The organism is Pedobacter insulae (assembly GCF_900113525.1).
Classification (GTDB): domain Bacteria; phylum Bacteroidota; class Bacteroidia; order Sphingobacteriales; family Sphingobacteriaceae; genus Pedobacter; species Pedobacter insulae.
The window spans coordinates 53,197-72,116 of sequence record NZ_FOPP01000005.1 but is presented as its reverse complement, the minus strand read 5'-3'; the positions used below and the strand labels follow the sequence as shown (position 1 = coordinate 72,116).

The window sequence follows — 18,920 nt, the reverse complement described above, 5'->3', positions numbered from 1 at the left end:
AACAAAGTTTACGTATATGTCAAGTAAAATTGACAAAAAGAATAAAATAGTTTACAAAAAGCTGTAAATCAACACAATAAAATTAAGAGTTAAACCGTCCATTGGTCGTGTATCACAGCAACTAAGCAATACTCTCCGTTTTGCTTTTCAAAGACCAGACGTAAGCTTGTCCAGTCCATCCCTTCATACTTTTGATCAAAGCCGCTAAAATGATAATCTACAAAGTGATGATTGGGGTAAATTTCTTTGATATTATTAAGCGAATTTCCCTCCTTAATTAATTCATCATAACCAACCGCTTCAGCATTTAAGTAATCGGCGCTATAGGCAAATTTTTTTAGGTAAGCAGGCACTGTTAATTTAATGGGTTCGCCAGTGCCATCGTAGTTTCCCCATGTTAATATCCATTTATTATTTATGGCAGCGAGTAAATCGGCGGAGTGTAATTTTTTACTTTTTATAGTATCTATATGGCCGTAGGGAGAAAAAAGCACACCATTGTTAGAGAAGTATTTCGTTAGCTCGGGAATATTGTTTTCTTTTAAAAGCACTAGAATCTGTCGGGCTGTCGCTTTAATTGAATCTTGTTGGGTTAGCCCTGTTGTTTCAGGAGCATTCACAACTTCGGCGGTATCTTTGGACACCGTTTTTGCCTCTTTTTTGTTATTTCCGCAGCTGCTGAGGATTAACATTGTTGAAATAAAAAAAAATAGATTTTTCATAGCTTTTAGCTTAATAAGTAAATATCCAATAATCCTTCTGGTAAATCAACCAGCAGTGTTTTTTCCTCCTCATCAATTTCCACGATCATATCTTCATTTAACGGAAACAATATTTCCTTTTCTTTATAAAGTACAGTAGCCACAAATTGTTGGGGATATTCATTGATGGCAATAATCTTACCAAGCTCCCCATGAGTTTCATCTGTAACGATAAAGCCTTTTAAATCATCGTAGGTAAAGTCATCTTCTCCGCGCTCGGGCATTTTTGTTAGCGGAAGATAGATTTTCTTTTTAACTAAAGCCTGGGCTTTGTCGATATGATCTATGTCGTCAAAATAAAATAAGCCGGTACTATTTGGATATAATTTATGTGAGGCCACAAAAAAAGGAACCATTTTGCCGTTAATGTCGGCAAAAAGAACGTCAAAATCTAAGTCCTCATAAGCATCAAATTCAAAAAACAATTGAACTTCTCCTTTTAAACCTTTTGTTTTGGTGATGTAGCCGATATAAAATGCTTCTTCGTGTTTCATAAATCAAATCTTTTGCAAGTCATCATTGCGAGGAACGAAGCAATCTTAAAACGTGTTGCTTCACCACCCATAGTAGTGAGATTGCTTCGTTCCTCGCAATGACGCAGCTTAATATAAACGGATTGCGTTGGTTCGTGCTTCGCTACGCTCGCAATGATGCGACGTTAATAAATATAAGTAAAAAAAATAGCGCTCTGAATAATCAGAACGCTATAATAAAATTAAAGCAAAATCTTTAGATTAAGCTTCTTCTTTTGTTTCTTCTTCAGTTGAAGCCTCAGCAGCAGGTGTTTCTTCTGCAACAGGAGCCTCTTCAGCAACCGCAACAGTTTCTTCAACAGCTGGAGTTTCTTCTACCGCTACTTCTTCAGTTGCAGCTTCAACAGCAGGAGCTTCTTCAGCAACTACTTCTTCTTCTACAACCTCTTCCACTACTGGTGCATTTTTCAATGCAATAGCAGCACCGCGGTCTGCATTTTTCTTAGCTTCAGCAGCTAGGGCAGCTTTTTTAGCTTCACCTTTAGTTGCATTTAAGCTGTCTTTTTTGCCTTCGATTTGACCGCCTTTAGCTTCTAACCAAGCTGCAAATTTTGCATCAGCTTGTTCAGTTGTTAAAGCGCCTTTTTTAACACCACCTTGTAAGTGTTTCTTGTATAAAACACCTTTGTAAGAAAGAATAGCGCGAGCAGTATCCGTAGGTTCAGCACCTTTGTTTACCCAGTCTAACGTTTTTTCGAAGTTAATTTCAATAGTAGCAGGATTGGTATTTGGGTTATAAGAACCTAAACGCTCAATAAATTTACCATCTCTTGGAGAGCGAGAATCCGCTACTACCACGTGGAAAAAAGGCTTGCCTTTTTTACCGAATCTTTGCAATCTGATTTTAGTTGCCATTTCTGTATTAAGTTTATGTATTCAACATAGTTCCCGGAGCTTCGTGCTTGCGGGGATGCAAAAGTAAGCAAATGCTTCATGATTTGCAAATTAGGTTTAGTAAATGCTAGTGTTTCAGCTTTTAACTACCTTTGTAAACATGAAAATAGCTATAGATATGGATGAGGTTTTGGCAGACCCAATTCACAAATTCATCCAACTTTATCACCGTGATTACGGAATTCCGCTCGACCTTAAGATTCATGCGGGTAATGAAATTTATCATCATGTGCCCGAACATATTAATGATAAATGGTTTGATTATATCAATGCTAAGGGTTTTTTCAGAGATTTGCCAGTGATCGAAGGGGCAGTTGAAGCCCTTAAAAGGCTTCAAGAGCAGCATGAAGTTTACATAGTTTCGGCAGCAATGGAATTTCCCAACTCCTTGGAAGACAAATATCATTGGCTAGCAGAACATTTTCCCTTTATTGGCTGGAAGAATATTATTTTCTGTGGTGAGAAAATTGTGAACACCGATGTAATGATCGATGACAGAGCGAAGAATTTTATCAATTTTAAAGGAAGAACCTTGCTATTTACCTCTCCACATAATCTTTTATTAACACAATATGAGCGGGTTGATAACTGGCATCAAGTGCTTGAGAAGTTATTGTAAAACTATTTAGATTTTTAGAATTTAGCCTATGGAGCAAATCCTTGAACATTTTAGCCGTTATATTAAACTGAGCGACGAGCTTACGGTTGAGATTACCAAAAGAATACAAATAAGGTCTTTTAAAAAGGGCGAGCTAGTTCATGATGCTGAAAAAGTATATAACCACAGTTACTTTATTCAACAAGGTATTTTAAGAACCTACTTTTATAAAGAGGGGAAAGAAGTAAGTGAATACTTTTGCAGTAATGGAGAGTGGACAAATTCTCCTCGAAGTTTTATGCAGCGACGTTTGGACCATTATTACATCGACGCCATCGAAGATACCCTGGTATTTGGAATCGATATTGGAAATTTAGGATACCTATTTGATCATTTCCCGGAAATGGAACGTTATGCCCGCTTATCAATGGGCTCCGTCTTTGGACAGATTTTAGAACGGATCGAATCAATGCGCTTTACCACTGCGAAAGAAAAATACGAACATTTCTGTTCCTTTTACAAAGCCATTTATCATCGTATCCCATTGGGAATGGTTGCTTCCTACCTGGGAATTACCCAAGAAACATTAAGTAGGGTTAGAGCAGGTAAATCTTTTTGATTTAAATCAAATTAGTTTCAGGTAATGAAGTCCATATTTGGTTCAAAATCAAATCAATTATGAAGAACAAAATTAACCAGCTATTTTTTACCATCTTATTTATTTCTTTCACCTCAATTGCCCAGGCCCAGCAAATAAAGAGCCCTGGTGTAAATGCTCAATTATTTTTAGGAGAGGGGAAGAGACAGCCTTTAATTGTAGGATTAGGTGGCTCAGAAGGGGGTAATGCGTGGGCAAGCGATTATTGGAAAAAAATAAGGGACCAGTTTATTGAGAAAGGTTATGCTTTTTTAGCGATCGGTTACTTTGCAAGTGAAGGAGCACCGGATACCTTAAATAAAATTGAGCTTGAAAACGTACATGCAGTCATCGTAAAGGCACAGCAAAATTTGCTGGTGAATGCGCAGCGAACTGCAATTATTGGAGGTTCTCGTGGTGGCGATCTGGCCTTACTTTTGGGAAGCTACTATAAAGACATCAAGTGTGTGATTAGCGTAGTCGGGAGCCATGTTGCCTTCCCCGGACATACCAATCATTTCTCTACTTCTGCATGGTCTTTTAAAGGGAAGGAACTGCCATTTGTACCAGTAAATGAAGAAAGTGTTCCTGCTTTAATGAAAGGAGATTTACGGGCAACATTTCAAACAATGTTAAAGGATAGCTTAGCAGAGCAAAGGGCTATCATTAAAGTAGAAAAGATTAACGGACCGGTCTTTTTACTTTCTGCCACCAAAGATGAGATCTGTCCCTCGCAACAAATGGCCGACAAAATGATGCAACGACTTAGCGCAAAGCAATTCAGTGCGAATTATCAACATATTGCTATTGAAGGAGGTCACGCCGAACCGCTTAAACATTTTGATTTAGTGTTTGATTTCTTGGAAAAAAATTTCCCCCCACTTTAAGTACTTTTGTAACATTTCTCTACAATCTGCATCGAAATATAAAACCTAAAAATTATGTTAGTTACAACCACAAACACCATAGAAGGCAAAAGAATTGTTAAGTACATAGGCCTTGTTAGCGGCGAAACGATTATTGGAGCCAATATTTTTAAAGATTTATTTGCAGGCATCCGCGACATCGTAGGCGGAAGATCAGGCTCTTATGAGCAAGTTTTACGCGAAGGCAAGAACACCGCTTTAAATGAAATGCAACAGTACGCTTCGTCAATGGGTGCAAATGCGGTAATAGGAGTAGACTTGGATTACGAAACCGTTGGTAGTGGTGGAAGTATGCTCATGGTAACGGCAACCGGAACAGCGGTAGTACTGGAAGACTAAAATGAAATTAGCTAATTAGCATTTTGCTAATTAGCTAATGGGTGACACTATAATGATAAAATTTCTACCAATCTTAACCAAGTAGGGCTAATTGCCTTTGCATCGATGTGTTTAATACTTTGTGAAAAAGGCGTAAACACAATTTCACGGTTAATTTGGCCTACCATGACATCGGTTTTGCCTGCTAACAATCCTTCAACTGCAGCCACTCCAAAACGGCTGGCTAAAACGCGATCCATGCAACTTGGTTTTCCCCCCCGCTGAATATGCCCTAATACGGAGATACGAATGTCTGACTTGGGAAATTTTTCTTTTAATGCTTCGCCAACTACATAAGCACCTCCGGCCTCATCACCCTCGGCAACAATGATAATTTTCGATGCTTTGTCTTTACGGCCCGTTTCTAAGCGACAAATAAGGTCGTCAACGCCCATTTTAGCTTCAGGAATCATAATAGCCTCCGCGCCTACACCAATGCCACTTCGCAAAGCAATTAGTCCCGAATCACGGCCCATTACTTCCACAATAAATAAACGATCGTGTGATTCGGCGGTATCCCTAATCTTATCTACTGCATTAACTACGGTATTGATCGCTGTGTCGTAACCGATCGTAAAATCTGTCCCAGCTAAATCATTGTCTATCGTGCCGGGTAAACCAATGATCGGAAAGTCAAATTCACTCGAAAATAAATCAGCACCTGTAAACGTTCCATCTCCACCTATCACAACCAGCGCATCAATATCACTTTCCACCAGATTTTTATGGGCTAGCTCTCTTCCTTCCTTAGTTCGAAAAGCATCACATCTGGCGGTTTTTAGAATGGTTCCCCCACGTTGAATAATGTTGGCTACGGATTGCCCATCCATGGGGATAAAATCGGCCTGAATTAACCCTTCGTAGCCTCTTAGAATGCCGGTAACTTTTAAATTATGGTATATACTTGCTCTTACTACAGCCCGAATAGCTGCATTCATTCCGGGCGAATCGCCCCCCGAGGTTAAAACCCCTATATTTTTAATTGAACTCATTATTATATTATAGTGGCTTAAATTTATCTATACCACTTTGTAAAAACGCTACATAAGCCTTGTCATCATCCAAAATAGCCCCAACTGGCGGAACCAGAGGATTTAATGAATGATCCGTAAGTACATAATAAGGTTGCGAATTCGCTTTATACCTAGTTGCCTGGAAATCTTGATTCCATTTACCCAAATCGGTTGTCTTTCCTTTTAGATATTTCGAATAATGAACTTTATTTTCAGGCATTTCTATTGTACGTTCGTCTACATAGAGTTGGATTAATACATATTTCTCCTTAATAAGGTTACCAACTTCAGGTTTTACCCAAACATGGTCTTCCATTTTTCGGCAATTTACGCAAGACCATCCCGTGAAATCTAGCATAATCGGTTTGTTAACCTTCTTTGCATATTCCACCCCTTCGTCTAAATCGAAAAATACATTAAAGCCTTTTGGGGCATGTATCTTTTCACTATACTTTACTTTTTTAGGAAAGGTTGTATCAACCGGCCCCGACTGGGCAGATGGTCCCCCCAACACAAAATCCTGTGTGTTCATGGGTGGGGCTAAACCGCTTAAAACACTCACTGGCGCTCCCCATAAGCCCGGCACCATATATACAGCAAAAGCAAAAGAAACCGTTGCAAATAATAAACGGGGAACACTTATGAAGGCTAGCGGGCTATCATGCGAAAATTTCAGCTTGCCTAACAAGTAGAATCCCATCAACACGAATATAACGATCCAAAGTGCAAGGAAAACTTCCCTGTCGAACCAGTTCCAATGCCAAACTAAATCTGCCGATGATAAGAATTTTAATGCTAAAGCCAATTCTAAAAAGCCCAGGCAAACTTTTACACTGTTTAACCAACCTCCAGATTTAGGCATGCTGTTTAAAAACCCAGGAAATATTGCAGATAATGTAAATGGTAAAGCTAGCGCTAATGCAAAGCCAAACATGCCAATGGCAGGGGCTAACACATCCCCTTTTTCGCTTGCCTGTACTAATAAAGTTCCAATAATGGGACCTGTACAGGAGAATGAAACCAATGCCAATGACGCGGCCATAAAGAATATGCCTCCCAGGCCTTTACTATTGTCGGCCTTGGCATCTATTTTATTTACAAAAGCACTAGGTAACGTAATTTCGAATGCCCCAAAAAACGAGACGGCAAATACCACGAGCAAGGCAAAGAAAAAGATATTGAAGGTGCCACTGCTACTTAACTCATTTAGTTTAGCAGAACCAAAAAGCAGCGTGATTAATAAGCCCACGGCTACATATATCACAATAATGGAAAGGCCGTATATAATTGCCTGACCAATTCCTTTCTGTTTACTGCCTGCCCTCTTGGTAAAATAGCTTACTGTAAGAGGCACCATGGGGAAAATGCAGGGCATCAAAAAAGCAAGAAAACCACCCAGAAGACCTTCCATAAACGTTTGCCACAGCGTTCTGGAGGCGTCAGCGGTTATGCCCGCTATCGGTGTTACAGCATTAGCAGTATCTGTTTTTATACTTTCAGTCTTTGCGATAGAGTCGTTTGCGAGGCTGTCTTCTTCACTACCAACAGTTGTAAACTCTAAGTCGTCTGGAATTGCAGTAGTCGTATCTGTTTGTACACTTAGTGCAAAGCTTTTCTCAGTTGTAAAGCTCAAAAAAAAGCCTACTAAGAAAATTAAAATGATAATTCGTTTCATTCTGATGGTACTTTTTTAAATAAGAGGGTGAAATTAATGATTATTTTATAATTTAACACTTTGCTAGGTTAAGTGAAGGTCAATTTTACAGCTTTACGGTTTTTATGAAGTAAGTATATAGCCTACTTCATACCTACTTGAACACTTTACAATCCGTTATAGGAACGAGCATAAAAAAAGGATGACCAGTTTTGCTGGACATCCCTTGTTAAAAGGTTATATACTATACTATTTTACTGGGATGGTAAACTCGATCTCACTCGGTGGTAAGCATTGTTTATCATTACACACCATAAAGTCAACTTTTGCCTTTACGGAGGTAGCTCCTTTTTTTAGTTTAATTTTTTGTTGAAAAACAACTTGATCTTCAAAATATGGAACATTCATATTAAATACTTTCTCAAACTTGTTAATTGGTTTCGGTTCTATTGTTCCTCCTACTAAAGTAAAATCTTTAGATGGAGCAAAAGTAATAACGGTTTTACTTGGTCCGCCAGGTTTAACTGTTTGCGAGTACAAGTGCCAACCATCGTCAATTGTTGCTTTAATATAAACCGTAGCTTCTGTAGCGCTTGTTTTTTTAGCGACGGTTGCCCAGGTAATTGGATCCTCTATTTGTGCAAAGGCACCAAGTGTAGTAAAGAATAATAGCGTTAGTACTAGTGTTATTCGTTTCATATTGTATGTGTTATTAATGTTTTATTAAGTTAACTTCTTATTAGGATATTGTTTTTTACAAATGGTTTAAAAAGGTTAGCTCTTTAAAATTGAATTCTAGTCGTTCACCGTGCTGCTCTACTTGTAATAATCCGGCATCCGACACCCCTTTGATAATTCCTTCAAAAACTTCGCCATCTTTTTGATAGAGGGCTGGTTTGTTCAAATGATATAGCTTATCAACGTAGTTCTCTTTTAAATTAGTATGCTTACCTGTTCGCAATTGCAAATATAAGCTTTCCACTTCACTACAAATGTCTGCCAATAGGTTCAGTAAATTAACATCTTTTTGTAAAATTTGAAATACCGAAGTCGCCGTTACTGTCAGTTCTTCTTCGAAATGTTGCTGATTTACATTAATACCTATTCCGACAATGGAGTTTTTTATGGTGTTGCCCACTAAGGTGTTTTCTATCAATACCCCCCCTAATTTTTGATCCCCGAAATAGAGGTCGTTCGGCCATTTAATGCTTGTGTTTTTCCCTAAAATACGTGTTAAAACATTATTTATGGCTATACTAACAGACAAATTTAAAAAAAATTGTTTGTCGACCGCCAGAAATGTTGGCTTTAGTAAAATGCTAAAAGTAAGGTTCTTTCCCGGTTCTGCTTTCCAGACATTGTTTTGTTGTCCGCGGCCAGCGAACTGATCGTCTGCCATAATTACAGTTCCCTCTGGCAATGGCTCGGAATTTGACACTAAGTTTTTTAAAAAGTTATTGGTAGAATCGACCGCTGATAATTTGATAAGATTTTGACCAACAAATAATGTTGAAAAAGTGTTATTTTGCAAGTGTTGATTTTATATTTGTTGATCACCAAAATTAAAAAATTTTAATGGTAAAAAAGAAAACAGCAAACCTTTCTACATACCTCTCAGAAATAGCCGTACATGGCATTCAAGAAAAAAAAGGAAATGATATAGTTCGTTTGGATTTAAGAAACTTAAATAGCTCTGTATCTGATTATTTTATCGTTTGTAATGCCGATTCTACCACGCAAGTCAAGGCCATTGCCGACAGTGTGGAAGAAGAAATATATAAACTTACCCAAACTAACCCGTGGCGCAAAGAAGGTCTGGATAATGCCGAATGGATTATACTTGACTATTTTGATATCGTAGTTCACATTTTTAGAACAGAAAAGCGTGATTTTTACGGTATTGAAGATTTATGGGGCGATGCAGAAACCACCACCTATAAAAGTGCCTAATTTTTAAAACACACAGAATTGAACCAACATGAAAGAGAATAAAAATACAGATCCACAGCCAAAGCAGAATAAGCGACTGCCTAACATTCCGAAAAAGCCACAAAAAGGCTCAAAATTCAATATATTTTGGGTGTATGCCGCTATCATTGTAGGCTTATTGGTGTTGCAGTTTATGTTTAGTAATGGTACTGCAAAGCAAATTGAGCAATCTACGTTTGAGAGAGAAATGCTTCTTTCGGGAGATATTGAAAAAATTGTCGCCTATAAATCTGAAGATATTGCGATTGCTGAAGTCTATATTAAAAAGGAAAAACTAGGGGATCCGAAATACAAAAAATATATTTCTAAAAACTCTTTTGGGGCAGCAGACAAAGGACCTTTGGTGACATTTAACGTTTCTACCATAGATTCATTTAAAAAAGATATTAAAGATATTCAAGACGCTGCTAAAATTGCTGCGGCGAATCAGGTTCGTGTACAAGTGGAAACGAAATCGAGTCCCTGGCTAAGTGGCTTCTTGCAGATTGTATTGCCACTGTTATTGTTTGCGGGACTTTGGATCTTTATGATGCGTCGGATGGGTGGTGGCGGTGGCGGCGGCGGTGGCCAGATCTTTAGTATTGGAAAATCGAAAGCCACTTTGTTCGACAAAGAAAGTCAGGTTAATATAACATTTAACGATGTTGCAGGTTTAGAGGAAGCCAAACAAGAGGTAATGGAAATTGTTGATTTCCTTAAAAACCCTAAAAAATACACGAATTTAGGAGGTAAAATTCCGAAAGGAGCCTTATTGGTAGGTTCTCCGGGTACTGGTAAAACCTTATTAGCTAAAGCAGTTGCTGGAGAGGCACAAGTGCCATTCTTCTCTTTATCGGGGTCTGATTTCGTGGAGATGTTTGTGGGAGTTGGCGCATCACGCGTTCGCGATTTGTTTAAGCAAGCTAAAGACAAGGCACCTTGTATTATTTTTATTGATGAGGTTGATGCGATTGGTCGTGCTCGTGGAAAGAATAGCATGATGGGTGGTAATGATGAGCGTGAAAACACGTTAAATCAATTGTTGGTAGAAATGGATGGTTTTGGAACGGATTCTGGAATTATCATTTTGGCAGCCACTAATCGTCCAGATGTATTGGATTCGGCATTAATGCGTCCAGGGCGTTTCGATAGACAAATTTCCATCGATAAACCCGACTTGAACGGTCGCGAGCAGATTTTCAAAGTTCACTTGAAACCAATTAAAACCGCTGAAGAGGTTGATGCTAAAAAACTATCTGCACAAACTCCTGGTTTTGCAGGCGCTGAAATTGCCAATGTGTGTAATGAGGCCGCATTAATAGCTGCTCGTCGCAATAAGGCAAGTGTAGATATGCAAGATTTTCAAGACGCAATTGACCGTGTAATTGGTGGTTTAGAGAAGAAAAATAAAATCATTTCACAAGAAGAGAAAAAGATTGTTGCATATCATGAAGCAGGTCATGCTATTGCAGGCTGGTTTCTAGAGCATGCGGATCCATTGGTGAAGGTATCAATCGTTCCTCGTGGAGTTGCCGCATTAGGTTATGCACAATATCTACCTAAAGAACAATTCTTATATACCACCGAACAACTTACCGACGGAATGTGTATGACCATGGGTGGTCGTGTGGCAGAGGATATCGTATTTGGAAAAATATCGACTGGTGCTCAAAACGATTTGGAGCGTATTACGAAACTTTCGTATGCTATGGTCACCATTTATGGTATGAACTCTACTATTGGAAACGTATCTTTCCATGATCCTCAAAACGAATATAATTTCAACAAGCCGTATTCAGAAAAAACAGCTGAGATGATTGATCATGAAGTTAGGATATTAATTAGCGAAGTATACGATAGGACTAAACAATTATTAACAGATAAGAGAGACGGCTTAGAGAAGTTGGCACAGAAATTAATTGAAAAGGAAATTCTTTTTCAAGCAGATTTAGAAGAGATTTTAGGTAAACGCCCATTCGATAACCGGACTACGTATGACGAGTTTGTAAATGGAACGGGCGATCAAACTCCTGCCGCTCAAGGATTAATTCACGACGGTGTTGGTCCAACAACTGATCCGAGTGCACCTGCCACGCACGCAGAGGAAGAAGCAAAATAAAATAAAGCAAGCCTGCCTACTAGCAGGCTGCTTTGTTTATATGATTTACGAAAGTTATTTTTGGCAAACGATATAGGATAGGATGAAAGAGAATATTTCTTCGAAAGAACTAATGCTAAAAAAGATAAGGAAGGCCTTGCTGGAAAAGCGGGATAACCCATATCCTAATTTGGAAGAAAGCGCACTTTATAAACAAAACGAGGAAGAGCTGGAAATTCTATTTGCCGAACAATTAACGGCAGTATCAGGTAATTTTATCTTTTGCGAAAACGGGGTTGATTTTATAGAAAATATGTTAGAGTTAGCTGATAAATTTAGCTGGAGAAAGATCTATTGTTGGGAACCAGAGTTACAGGCACTTTTATCGCACTACGAGTTTCCCTTTTACCAAACAGACAAAGATTTTGAACAGGCAGAGGTAGGCATCACCCTTTGCGAAGCACTCATTGCAAGAAACGGCTCGGTAATGGTAAGTAATCAGCATGCCGCAGGACGTAGATTAAGTATTTTTCCGAATCATCATATTATTATTGCCCGGACAGGACAATTGGTGCTGGATTTAAAGGATGCTTTTTCGATTCTTAAAAATAAATACGGCACGCAAATTCCTTCTATGATCAGTAATATTACGGGACCTAGTCGTACCGCAGACATAGAAAAAACGCTGGTATTGGGCGCACATGGCCCGAAAGAGCTTTTTGTGTTTTTGATTGATGATTTTAGTTAGCGCTGAGAATTCGTCTGTACAACTAGAGGTTTTTGATGAAAAAGTTATTTTTATCGTTGATAATTTTTAATTTCGATAAAATATAATAATTTTATACTGAATACTATTTTAGTATACGGTACAGATTTGTGAACATGAACAACATTTATTCGGTAATAACTGGCACTGGAAGCTATATTCCAAGAAATATAATATCGGGCGACCATTTCATGGAAGCTTCTTTTTTTGATAACGGCGTTAAGCTGGACAAAGAAAATAAAGAGATTATTCATAAGTTTAGCGAGATTACGGAAATTATCGAACGTCGATATGCGGACGAAGATCTTGTAAATAGTGACATCGGGGCAATAGCGGCACAAAAAGCTATTGACAATGCGGGGATTGACAAGGAAACATTAGATCATATTATCTTTTGCCATAATTTCGGGGATGTAAAAACAGGGTCAAACCGAATGGATATGCTACCTGCTTTAGCAGCCAAAATTAAGCAGGCCTTAAATATCAATAACCCAGATTGCGTAGCTTACGATATTATTTTTGGCTGCCCGGGATGGGTTCAGGGCGCTATACAGGCCGATTATCTAATACGAAGTGGAGATGCCAAAAGGGTAATGGTAATAGGGTCAGAGACGCTTTCCCGCATTATTGATCCGCATGACCGTGACAGCATGATTTTTTCTGATGGTGCTGGAGCAGTGATATTTGAAGGCAAGGAGTCGCGCGAGCCAATTGGCATTTTAGCGCATAAAACGCAGACTTTTGCAGTTGATTACGCCTCGCTATTGGTAATGGGGTCGAGCAACAATCCTGACGAGCGCAACGGAAACACCTATTTGAAGATGAATGGGCGCAAACTGTATGAATTCGCCGTAATTAATGTGCCACAGGTAGTTAAAAAAGTAATCGACAAGTCGGGGGTGTCCTTAGATCAGATTAAAATCGTATTTATTCACCAAGCGAATGGTAAAATGGATAATGCAATCATGAAACGCCTCTTTAAACTTTATCAAGTAGATACTGTACCTGATAATTTAGTGCCCATGACCATCTCGTGGCTTGGGAATAGTTCGGTTGCAACTATACCAACGTTATTGGATTTAGTCCGCAACGAGCAGGTAAAAGGGTATAAGGTAAGTAAAGGAGAATACGCTGTGTTTGCTTCAGTTGGGGCAGGGATGCATATTAATGCCTTTGTTTACAAGTTTTAAAGGAGTGCTGCATTATAATTGTTTACAGTCTTTTTAAGCCTTGCTTAGCTTCATTTTCAATGCCGCTTTCATATTCATGGTTTTTGAGATTTATGGCTATAGTAAAATAGGCTTTAGCTTTATCGATTTTTTTCTTTTTCTCGTATATTTTGCCCGTTAAAACTGCAGCTTTGGCCGCATAATATTGCTTTAAAGATTTGCCGTAGTTTATGGCATCTTGGTAATGGCTTAATGCAATATCGTCTTTTCCCAAATCATCATTAATTCTACCTTGCCTATAATTGAACTCTGCCTTATCCTTTAATGAGTTGAAGCTTTCGTTATCAAATGGTGCCAAGGTTTCATCGGCCTTGCTTAAATAGCCCCCATCAAAGAGTAAGCGGGCAGTTAGTAATACTTTGTGAGGAAGCGCTGCATTTGCTTCATTAAGTGCCTGTTTGTCTTTTTCTTGGAATGTATATCCCCTCGTTTTAACTTTGTTAACATAGTCTGCATATCCAGCTTCATCATTCTTCAAAAGCGCAATCCATGCCAAATGTAAATAGGTGTCTTTTATATAGCTTGTACCCTTGTTGCTTTGTAAATATTTGTCAAAGTGGCTGGCAGCATTTAAGTCTAACTTATTTAAGAGGCTTACTCCTAAAAGGTAGTCTAAATAGGGAAAGGGTTGATAGGAAATCCCACTTGGTTTTTCAGTTAAGATGGCAATAGCTTGATCGTTTTTCCCATTTTTTGAAGCAGTATAGGCCTGTAAATAAGTCTTTAATAAACTACTGTCTGTAAAACGTTCTGTATATTTAAACGTTTTGGCATAAGCTAGTGGGCTATGTACCACATCATTTAATACATACACATAGTAAAATACGACCTCTTCAAAAAAAGGCTCATATGCCGACCTAGGAAGGTTCTCCGCCAATTTGTCAAGCATGGCAAGGCCAGTTTGTACATTGCCTTTAATTCCGAAGGCAGAAAGCGCAGATTTTAGGAAGCCATCTGGTAAGGTACCCATTAATGTATTGATTAGCCCTAAACCTTTGGCATTTAAATGGAACCCAGGAAATTTTTTAGTGTTTTCTTCCAACAAATTGTTCGCCTTATTAATTTCTCTAGAGGCTGTATAATAGGCTCCATATCTTCCCCTAACTAGGGCCCACTGGAGATTTATTTCTGCAAGAGCATATAAATAATAAGGTGATTTTACGTCATCGTCGTTTATCTGTGCGAGTCTTTTTTCTTTGTTTTTCTGTAAACGCTCAAACTCCTGTTTATTATCAGTACCGAGTAAATAGAAATAATCCACATAGTTCTCAAGAAGTGGTATAATTGAGTTATTTGGATGTATTTTTCTTTCATTCGCAATAAGCTGCCTTGCTGTATTTAATTTAAGCTCAAAAATGTGCTGATAGGCCTTTAAACAATTTGCATTAAAATCGAAATTGGCGAACGTAAATAGTGGAGATAACAATAACAGTAATAGTAATTTTCTTCGTTTATTCCTTCTCATTGCAATCAATCTTGTTTCACTTCTAAATCTGATGGTTTACCTTTTAAGTTTTCTAAAAAGAGGTTAAAATTGATGATATAAATAAGATCAATATCAAATATGCGAGCTATTTGTGCAAGTCTTTCTGTTTTAATATCAACCTCATTTCTTTCAATTTTACCGTAGAAGTTTACGGATAACTTAAGCATTTTAGCCATAACGGCCTGCTTAATACCTAAAAGAACTCTTATTTTTCTAATGTTTTCACCAATGCTATCCATGAAATGACTTTTACATTTTTAATAATTCAGGGATGAATTAATTGGGCATACATTTTTACTAAAGTAGTAATTTTCATTTATACTCTTGGTTGATATTATATCAACTACAAAAATTTGACTATTGTTTTTTCCAACTTTAATTTAGCTCAAGCTTAGTCCGCCGAGATGATTAAGAAAGTTAAATATAAAATTTTATACCTATGAGAAATTTAAAAGAGATGGATTGTGAAGCGTTGACTCGTCTGGCATGTGAAAAGATTGTGGGTGGCAGTACCTCAACGAGTTCGAGTATTTGGCTTGAAATAGGTTACGCCACTGGAATCGTTATGAACGGGCTTTGGGGGTTTAGTGTACAAGGGGGTAGAAATGCAGGGCTCACTGTAAAATAGTCGTTCAAAGGCTATCTAAACGGACTAGATAGCCTTTGAATTATGCTGCCATTTTCTATGCAGGAATTTAAACAAGAAGCAACAGTAAATACTCGGCTGGTTTATCTTAAACAAATTGGAATTAAAAGCCAGGTGATCTATACTATTTTTCTCCTGTTTTTGATAACGTCGTTGGGCCTATTACCTTTTTTAACGACAACGATAAGTGTGAGGTCTCAAGGTATAATTCAAAGTGCGTGTGCAAAGGCGGAATTAATTGCGCCCATTAACGGCAGACTAGTAGAAGTTAATCTATCCGATAACCAAAAAGTAAAGAAGGGGGAAACTTTATTAATGATCGATAACACCTTAGGCAAGCAGCAAAGCGAACTACTAGCGGAGCATGAATTACAATTACGAGATCAACTATTAGATGTAGAGCAGCTTACGGCAGCAATAGACGCTCGCTCGAAAATACAGCTGAACAGGCTAAAAACAGCAGTTTATAGTGCAAGTTGGCATCTATTCGCGGAAGAGCGAGCCTACGCAGTAAACATAAGGCAACACGCGGATCTTAGTTTTCAACGACATCAAAAATTGTTTCTTAAAAATGTAATTTCTCTTGCTGAACTTGAAAAGTATAAGTTTAATTATGAACAAGCGCTGGTGGAACAGCAGAGGGTAGATAGAAAGTATAAGAGCCAATGGCTGCTTGAAGGAATTCGATATCGTGATGAATTGAGAATTATAGATGCGCAAAAAGACCAGCTTAATGAACAAGGGAAAAAATATATTGTAAAAGCGAACATAACGGGTTCTGTCCAAAATTTAATTGGATTACAAATTGGTGCGCATGTGTATGCAAATCAAAAAATAGGAGAGATTAGTCCGGATGGTTCATTATTAGCCATTTGTTATGTAAGTCCGTCCTATATCGGTTTCATAAAAAAAGGTCAGTCTGTTCGTTTTCAGATAGACGCCTTTAACTACACCCAGTGGGGCATGCTGACAGGAAAGGTTGTTGATATCTCGGATGATGTGATTGTGCTAAATAATAACGCTTATTTCAAGGTAAAGTGTCAATTAAATAGCGAGTATCTAGCATTGAAAAGTAGGTATAAAGGTAAAATTAGGAAAGGAATGACCTTGAAAGCTAATTTTATTATAACCGAACGGAGTTTTTATCAGTTATTATTTGACCATGTAAGCGACTGGCTGCAGTGCTATGCGAATTAAGCAACAAGACCTAACGGACTGTGGTGCCGCCTGCTTGGCTTCTATAGCAGCTCACTACAAATTAAAATTACCAATCGCTAAAGTTAGGCAGTATGCCAACACAGGTGTAAATGGAACCAATTTAATGGGTTTGATCGAAGCCGCAACAAAACTTGGTTTTGAAGCCAAGGGCGTTAAAGGACAACAAAGCAGTCTAGGTAAAATACCCTTACCGGCCATTGCGCATACCATTCTTGAAGGAAACTTGGCGCACTATGTGGTAATTTATAAAGTTAGCAGGAATAAAGTCTCCGTAATGGATCCCATTGACGGTAAAATCCACCAACAAGCAATTGCTGAATTTACTAATGAATGGACAGGGTCTTTACTGCTGTTGTTGCCAGATCAACAATTTAGGCCCGGAAATCAAAAAATATCCAACTACAGGCGTTTTTGGCAATTGATAAAGCCCCATCAAAGCATCATTATTCAAGTGATATTTGGTTCTTTGATTTATACCATTCTGGGGTTGAGTATGGTAATTTTCGTTCAAAAAATAACCGACTATGTGTTAGTCGATGGTAACGGGAGTTTACTCAATCTGATGGGTATACTAATGATTGGAATTTTATTAACACAAGTATTAACCGGAACGATAAAAAACCTATTTATCCTGCGCATAGGTCAGCAAATTGATGCGAGTTTAATCTTAGGATATTATAAACACTTGCTAAAGTTGCCACAACAGTTTTTTGACACAATGAGAGTTGGTGAAATTATGGCTAGGGTGGGTGATGCAGTTAAAATAAGAACATTTATCAATGAGGTCTCTATCGGCTTAATGCTAAATATATTCATTGTGCTCTTTTCTGTTATCCTGATGTTCGCTTATTATTGGAAACTGGCTTTGTTTGTTCTCGTAATAGTTCCCCTCTATATGTTCATCTACGTTGTAAGTAATGCTATAAATAAAAGAATACAGCGTAGAGTAATGGAAAATGCGGCAGAGCTCGAATCGCAAATGGTTGAAAGCTTAACCATCGTGGGTACTATCAAGAGTTTCGGCTTGGAAGAATTCGCTAACCTTAAAATTGAAACTCAATTCATAAAACTGCTGCGAACAGTATATAAATCGGGGACAGCTATGGTTTACTCGGGTTCTGCTGTAGAATTGACCTCGCAAATGCTGACCATTGTCTTGCTTTGGGTGGGTGCCAGCTATGTCCTTGCTCATGAAATCACCCCTGGAGTGCTCTTTTCATTTTATACCTTAATTGGTTATTTTACCGGTCCTGCTGCCTCATTAATTAGCGCTAATAAAGCCATTCAAGAAGCATTGATAGCCGCCGACAGGCTGTTCGACGTGATGGATTTAGCGGTAGAAAGTGATGTTTTAACTATCGCACTAACTTCAGGCCTGATAGGGGATATACGCTTTGAAAATGTAACTTTCAGCTATACGGGTAATGTTAATGTATTTGAAAACCTAAGCTTGAATATTAAAGTGGGCAGCTTTACTGCTATAGTTGGCGAGAGCGGTTCGGGAAAATCAACTTTAATGTCATTGATTCAAAATACTTATCCTTTAAAAAAAGGAAATATATTTATCGGTCAATATGACATAAGGTATTTTAGCAATGAATCCCTTAGAAATCGATTAGGTGTTGTGCCTCAAAAAGTAGCACTGTTTGCTGGTAATATGATAGACAATATTGCGATTGGAGACCGTGAACCTAATCTGCAACGGATTGTAGATGTCTGTACGCAGTTGGATATCATTAAATTTATAGAAAGTCTGCCCAATGGTTTTCAAACCCACCTCGGGGAAAACGGCGCAACCTTATCTGGCGGACAAAAACAGCGTATTGCTATTGCAAGAGCTTTGTATAGAAATCCAGATATTTTGATCTTGGACGAAGCCACCTCTTCTCTAGATGCCGCATCAGAACGCTATGTACTGCAAACAATTGACCTGCTGATTAAACAACACAAAACCATTATTATGATTACTCACCGATTAAGCGCTATACGCCACGCCAACCACATCGTGGTGCTACATAAGGGAAGAATTATGGAAGAGGGAAGTCATAAGGTTCTGATGTCTGCAAAAGGTCCGTATTCCGCCATGTGGCAGCGACAATTTGGAAAGTATTAATT

Annotated in this window: 20 protein-coding genes; 11 read left to right on the top strand and 9 right to left on the bottom strand. The window is 38.3% G+C overall.

Annotated elements, in window-relative coordinates; genetic code table 11:
• Positions 1 to 89: 89 nt before the first annotated feature.
• The 3 genes from BM207_RS09810 to BM207_RS09800 form a co-directional block, all read right to left on the bottom strand.
• The gene (locus BM207_RS09810) at positions 90 to 722 is read right to left on the bottom strand and encodes a hypothetical protein (protein WP_090993473.1); all 633 of its coding nucleotides are present in this window, start codon (positions 720 to 722) and stop codon (positions 90 to 92) included.
• Between the two features lie 5 nt (positions 723 to 727).
• On the bottom strand, positions 728 to 1,255 hold the full coding sequence (gene rimM, locus BM207_RS09805; protein WP_090993471.1) for a ribosome maturation factor RimM: 528 nt from the start codon (positions 1,253 to 1,255) through the stop codon (positions 728 to 730).
• 240 nt (positions 1,256 to 1,495) lie between these two features.
• Positions 1,496 to 2,149: a 30S ribosomal protein S16 gene (locus BM207_RS09800; RefSeq protein WP_090993469.1), complete on the bottom strand. Its 654-nt coding sequence runs from the start codon at positions 2,147 to 2,149 to the stop codon at positions 1,496 to 1,498.
• Positions 2,150 to 2,288: 139 nt separating this feature from the next.
• Between BM207_RS09800 and BM207_RS09795 the strand changes: the two genes are divergently transcribed.
• The 4 genes from BM207_RS09795 to BM207_RS09780 are packed head-to-tail and all read left to right on the top strand — an operon-like array spanning position 2,289 to position 4,688.
• Positions 2,289 to 2,807 (top strand): 5' nucleotidase, NT5C type, encoded by a 519-nt coding sequence (locus tag BM207_RS09795; protein WP_090993926.1) that lies wholly within the window; start codon positions 2,289 to 2,291, stop codon positions 2,805 to 2,807.
• 28 nt (positions 2,808 to 2,835) lie between these two features.
• A complete protein-coding gene (locus BM207_RS09790; RefSeq protein WP_090993468.1) occupies positions 2,836 to 3,405 on the top strand; it encodes a Crp/Fnr family transcriptional regulator in 570 nt (189 codons plus the stop codon).
• A gap of 59 nt (positions 3,406 to 3,464) precedes the next feature.
• Positions 3,465 to 4,310 (top strand): acyl-CoA thioester hydrolase/BAAT C-terminal domain-containing protein, encoded by an 846-nt coding sequence (locus tag BM207_RS09785; protein WP_090993467.1) that lies wholly within the window; start codon positions 3,465 to 3,467, stop codon positions 4,308 to 4,310.
• 54 nt (positions 4,311 to 4,364) lie between these two features.
• Positions 4,365 to 4,688: a heavy metal-binding domain-containing protein gene (locus BM207_RS09780; protein WP_090993465.1), complete on the top strand. Its 324-nt coding sequence runs from the start codon at positions 4,365 to 4,367 to the stop codon at positions 4,686 to 4,688.
• Between the two features lie 47 nt (positions 4,689 to 4,735).
• On the opposite strand, the gene pfkA is transcribed toward BM207_RS09780, so the two are convergent.
• The 4 genes from pfkA to BM207_RS09760 form a co-directional block, all read right to left on the bottom strand.
• Positions 4,736 to 5,719, bottom strand: a complete 984-nt coding sequence (gene pfkA / locus BM207_RS09775) for a 6-phosphofructokinase (RefSeq protein ID WP_090993463.1) — start codon at positions 5,717 to 5,719, stop codon at positions 4,736 to 4,738.
• A 7-nt stretch (positions 5,720 to 5,726) separates the two neighbouring features.
• Positions 5,727 to 7,415: a protein-disulfide reductase DsbD family protein gene (locus BM207_RS09770; protein WP_090993461.1), complete on the bottom strand. Its 1,689-nt coding sequence runs from the start codon at positions 7,413 to 7,415 to the stop codon at positions 5,727 to 5,729.
• Between the two features lie 228 nt (positions 7,416 to 7,643).
• On the bottom strand, positions 7,644 to 8,093 hold the full coding sequence (locus tag BM207_RS09765; protein ID WP_090993459.1) for a protein-disulfide reductase DsbD N-terminal domain-containing protein: 450 nt from the start codon (positions 8,091 to 8,093) through the stop codon (positions 7,644 to 7,646).
• 55 nt (positions 8,094 to 8,148) lie between these two features.
• Complete coding sequence (locus BM207_RS09760) at positions 8,149 to 8,925, bottom strand: biotin--[acetyl-CoA-carboxylase] ligase (RefSeq protein ID WP_090993457.1); 777 nt, start codon at positions 8,923 to 8,925, stop codon at positions 8,149 to 8,151.
• Between the two features lie 44 nt (positions 8,926 to 8,969).
• On the opposite strand from BM207_RS09760, the gene rsfS reads away from it, so the two are divergent.
• The 4 genes from rsfS (at position 8,970) to BM207_RS09740 (ending at position 13,416) form a co-directional block, all read left to right on the top strand.
• Positions 8,970 to 9,344 (top strand): ribosome silencing factor, encoded by a 375-nt coding sequence (rsfS, locus tag BM207_RS09755; protein WP_090993455.1) that lies wholly within the window; start codon positions 8,970 to 8,972, stop codon positions 9,342 to 9,344.
• A gap of 28 nt (positions 9,345 to 9,372) precedes the next feature.
• Positions 9,373 to 11,481, top strand: coding sequence for an ATP-dependent zinc metalloprotease FtsH (ftsH, locus tag BM207_RS09750; RefSeq protein WP_090993454.1), 2,109 nt, complete (start codon positions 9,373 to 9,375; stop codon positions 11,479 to 11,481).
• 82 nt (positions 11,482 to 11,563) lie between these two features.
• Complete coding sequence (locus BM207_RS09745) at positions 11,564 to 12,208, top strand: LutC/YkgG family protein (protein ID WP_090993451.1); 645 nt, start codon at positions 11,564 to 11,566, stop codon at positions 12,206 to 12,208.
• 134 nt (positions 12,209 to 12,342) lie between these two features.
• The gene (locus BM207_RS09740; RefSeq protein WP_090993449.1) at positions 12,343 to 13,416 is read left to right on the top strand and encodes a 3-oxoacyl-ACP synthase III family protein; all 1,074 of its coding nucleotides are present in this window, start codon (positions 12,343 to 12,345) and stop codon (positions 13,414 to 13,416) included.
• 22 nt (positions 13,417 to 13,438) lie between these two features.
• Here BM207_RS09740 and BM207_RS09735 read toward each other — a convergent pair whose 3' ends face one another.
• Together BM207_RS09735 and BM207_RS09730 are read right to left on the bottom strand one after the other, a co-directional pair.
• Positions 13,439 to 14,920, bottom strand: coding sequence for a hypothetical protein (locus BM207_RS09735; protein ID WP_090993447.1), 1,482 nt, complete (start codon positions 14,918 to 14,920; stop codon positions 13,439 to 13,441).
• 5 nt (positions 14,921 to 14,925) lie between these two features.
• Complete coding sequence (locus BM207_RS09730) at positions 14,926 to 15,180, bottom strand: helix-turn-helix domain-containing protein (RefSeq protein WP_090993445.1); 255 nt, start codon at positions 15,178 to 15,180, stop codon at positions 14,926 to 14,928.
• A gap of 218 nt (positions 15,181 to 15,398) precedes the next feature.
• On the opposite strand from BM207_RS09730, the gene BM207_RS19115 reads away from it, so the two are divergent.
• The 3 genes from BM207_RS19115 to BM207_RS09715 are packed head-to-tail and all read left to right on the top strand — an operon-like array spanning position 15,399 to position 18,918.
• Positions 15,399 to 15,569 carry a hypothetical protein gene (locus BM207_RS19115; RefSeq protein ID WP_177217097.1) on the top strand — a complete coding sequence of 57 codons (171 nt, stop codon included), beginning with the start codon at positions 15,399 to 15,401 and terminating at the stop codon, positions 15,567 to 15,569.
• A 42-nt stretch (positions 15,570 to 15,611) separates the two neighbouring features.
• On the top strand, positions 15,612 to 16,784 hold the full coding sequence (locus BM207_RS09720; protein WP_090993441.1) for an HlyD family secretion protein: 1,173 nt from the start codon (positions 15,612 to 15,614) through the stop codon (positions 16,782 to 16,784).
• Positions 16,774 to 18,918: a peptidase domain-containing ABC transporter gene (locus BM207_RS09715; protein WP_090993439.1), complete on the top strand. Its 2,145-nt coding sequence runs from the start codon at positions 16,774 to 16,776 to the stop codon at positions 18,916 to 18,918. Before BM207_RS09720 ends, BM207_RS09715 begins: the two co-directional genes overlap by 11 nt.
• The last annotated feature ends 2 nt before the right edge of the window (positions 18,919 to 18,920 follow it).

Bases quoted from the DNA above. Each gene is read 5' to 3' on its own strand.
- BM207_RS09810 (WP_090993473.1), bottom strand. From the start codon at position 722: ATGAAAAATCTATTTTTTTTTATTTCAACAATGTTAATCCTCAGCAGC.
- rimM (WP_090993471.1), bottom strand. From the start codon at position 1,255: ATGAAACACGAAGAAGCATTTTATATCGGCTACATCACCAAAACAAAA.
- BM207_RS09800 (WP_090993469.1), bottom strand. From the start codon at position 2,149: ATGGCAACTAAAATCAGATTGCAAAGATTCGGTAAAAAAGGCAAGCCT.
- BM207_RS09795 (WP_090993926.1), top strand. From the start codon at position 2,289: ATGAAAATAGCTATAGATATGGATGAGGTTTTGGCAGACCCAATTCAC.
- BM207_RS09790 (WP_090993468.1), top strand. From the start codon at position 2,836: ATGGAGCAAATCCTTGAACATTTTAGCCGTTATATTAAACTGAGCGAC.
- BM207_RS09785 (WP_090993467.1), top strand. From the start codon at position 3,465: ATGAAGAACAAAATTAACCAGCTATTTTTTACCATCTTATTTATTTCT.
- BM207_RS09780 (WP_090993465.1), top strand. From the start codon at position 4,365: ATGTTAGTTACAACCACAAACACCATAGAAGGCAAAAGAATTGTTAAG.
- pfkA (WP_090993463.1), bottom strand. From the start codon at position 5,719: ATGAGTTCAATTAAAAATATAGGGGTTTTAACCTCGGGGGGCGATTCG.
- BM207_RS09770 (WP_090993461.1), bottom strand. From the start codon at position 7,415: ATGAAACGAATTATCATTTTAATTTTCTTAGTAGGCTTTTTTTTGAGC.
- BM207_RS09765 (WP_090993459.1), bottom strand. From the start codon at position 8,093: ATGAAACGAATAACACTAGTACTAACGCTATTATTCTTTACTACACTT.
- rsfS (WP_090993455.1), top strand. From the start codon at position 8,970: ATGGTAAAAAAGAAAACAGCAAACCTTTCTACATACCTCTCAGAAATA.
- ftsH (WP_090993454.1), top strand. From the start codon at position 9,373: ATGAAAGAGAATAAAAATACAGATCCACAGCCAAAGCAGAATAAGCGA.
- BM207_RS09745 (WP_090993451.1), top strand. From the start codon at position 11,564: ATGAAAGAGAATATTTCTTCGAAAGAACTAATGCTAAAAAAGATAAGG.
- BM207_RS09740 (WP_090993449.1), top strand. From the start codon at position 12,343: ATGAACAACATTTATTCGGTAATAACTGGCACTGGAAGCTATATTCCA.
- BM207_RS09735 (WP_090993447.1), bottom strand. From the start codon at position 14,920: ATGAGAAGGAATAAACGAAGAAAATTACTATTACTGTTATTGTTATCT.
- BM207_RS09730 (WP_090993445.1), bottom strand. From the start codon at position 15,180: ATGGATAGCATTGGTGAAAACATTAGAAAAATAAGAGTTCTTTTAGGT.
- BM207_RS19115 (WP_177217097.1), top strand. From the start codon at position 15,399: ATGGATTGTGAAGCGTTGACTCGTCTGGCATGTGAAAAGATTGTGGGT.
- BM207_RS09720 (WP_090993441.1), top strand. From the start codon at position 15,612: ATGCTGCCATTTTCTATGCAGGAATTTAAACAAGAAGCAACAGTAAAT.
- BM207_RS09715 (WP_090993439.1), top strand. From the start codon at position 16,774: ATGCGAATTAAGCAACAAGACCTAACGGACTGTGGTGCCGCCTGCTTG.